The sequence below is a fragment of the Vibrio sp. 10N.222.48.A3 genome, from assembly GCF_041475345.1.
Classification (GTDB): domain Bacteria; phylum Pseudomonadota; class Gammaproteobacteria; order Enterobacterales; family Vibrionaceae; genus Vibrio; species Vibrio tasmaniensis_A.
Genome location: NZ_JBFRVX010000982.1, coordinates 1 through 1,964, shown reverse-complemented (window position 1 = coordinate 1,964; position 1,964 = coordinate 1). Strand labels below are relative to the sequence as shown.

Sequence of the window (1,964 nt, the reverse complement as noted above, 5' to 3'; positions counted from 1 at the left end):
AAGTAGGATGTTGGAGCGCTCAGTCACGCTAGTCGCCGCCCAACTAGCACGAGCAGCATGCGCGGCATCGAGTGCCAAGCTAATGTCCGCCTCGGTTGAACGTGCCACTTGGCAATACACCTGACCATTCACTGGGGAAGTGTTATCAAAATACTCACCGCTAACAGGCTTCACCCATTCGCCACCGATAAAGTTATCGTATTGCGCTTTAAAGTTCACCACTGCGTTATCACTACCCGGCTGTGCGTAAATCATAGTTAGATCCTTCTTAGATTTTTAGTCGTTGCTCATTCGTTATTGAGCTTATGTTGTCGAGCTAGCATGGCGACTTCCCTTGAGAACAGATCTCATGAAAAGAGCTCTAAAAAGAGTGTCACCATGTTTATGCTTTCTGTTTAAAACACTGATACTTCGTGTTTTCTTCACAACAGTAACAACGCAAATCACACGCCAGAACTTCAAAACTTGTTGTTAATAAATTGTAAAACTATGATTACCAAACGTTTACAACCCAAAGTGAGTTGGCATTGAACGGGCGTCTGGAAAGCACTCCAGTGTTCAACTGTTCCAAATTGGTACACCCTCACTGTTACGACATGGAACAGTCATGCATCTTCAACAAGCAAACACCTCAGATTGGCTTTCATCCTCTTGGCACCGCAGCACAGAAGCGGGTCTAAAACAGAGACGACTTCCCGAAGACATTCGCCTGCCACAATCGATCCTTAAACAGCGACGTCATCAATCGTCCGACTTGATTCATATCGTCGAACGTAATGCTCTCCCTCTGTTTAATCAGATGTTTGCACGCACTGACAGCCGTTTGATTCTGACGGATATTGAAGGGGTAATTCTGGCAAGTTGGGGACAGGAGCGGTTTAAAGAGAAGCTGACGTCAATTGCACTCAGTTCGGGAACATGTTGGCAGGAACAACTTAAAGGCACCAACGCGATTGGCACCGCCATCGTTGAAGCGAAACCAGTATCTATCATTGGTGAACAGCACTTCATCCACCAGCATCGGTTTATCAGTTGTTCCGCAAGCCCGGTGTTTGATCATCAAGGGCAGATGGTTGGCGTATTGGATATTACCAGTGAGCAACAGCAACACGACAGTTCTATCCAATTGCTGGTTCAAAATATGGTTCAGCTTGTTGAAAATCAGCTATTAAGTCATATCCCACAAGGCACCACTCGTATTGACCTCGCATGTGAGAAATCTCTATTACACAGCGGCTGGCAAGGAATTGTGATAGCCAATGAAGCTGGCGAGGTAGTCGCGCACAATCAGGTCGCCTCTCAACTGCTGGATCAAACCTCGATCGTCGGCGAATGCATCGAGACTCTCTTCAATCGAGCCTCATTTGATGCACCTTTTGTGTTTGAGAAACAACACCTCAAACAACCAACCACCAAGCGCACTCGCTCTATTTCAGCGTCGTGTGATCTGCACCATGGCGAGCAACAGATAGAACACGCTTGGCAGCAAGCCAACAAGGTTATCGACAAAGGGATCAGCCTATTAATCTTAGGAGAAACGGGCGTTGGCAAAGGCGAATTTGTAAAAGCGTTGCACAAACAAAGCCAACGTAAATCTTCGCCCCTAGTAGCAGTAAATTGCGGTGCACTGCCGAAAGATCTTATCGAATCAGAACTGTTTGGTTACGCGCCGGGCGCTTTTACTGGCGCAAGCCACAAAGGATTCCAAGGTAAGATCCGCCAAGCAGACAAGGGAATTCTGTTTCTAGATGAGATTGCCGACATGCCATTGGAGGCTCAGTGTCGATTGCTGCATGTTCTACAAGATAAGTCGGTAGTGCCTGTTGGCTCAAATCAGAGCTATCAAGTCGATTGTCAGATCATCGCTGCGACGCATAAAAACCTAGAACAGTTGGTCGCTACGGGGGAATTTCGACAAGATCTCTTTTACCGCCTGAATGGCTTGGCCTTTACTCTTCCAAGCT

The 1,964-nt window shown here is 46.9% G+C and carries 2 protein-coding genes; one reads left to right on the top strand and one right to left on the bottom strand.

Annotated features, from left to right (window positions below; translation table 11 throughout):
- A partial coding sequence (locus AB4653_RS22740) for an aldehyde dehydrogenase family protein (RefSeq protein ID WP_372105389.1) occupies positions 1–255 on the bottom strand: 255 nt, incomplete at its 3' end.
- 352 nt (positions 256–607) lie between these two features.
- Here AB4653_RS22740 and AB4653_RS22735 point away from each other — a divergent pair.
- Positions 608–1,964, top strand: a 1,357-nt coding sequence (locus AB4653_RS22735) for a sigma-54-dependent Fis family transcriptional regulator (RefSeq protein WP_372105388.1), incomplete at its 3' end; no start/stop codon positions are given.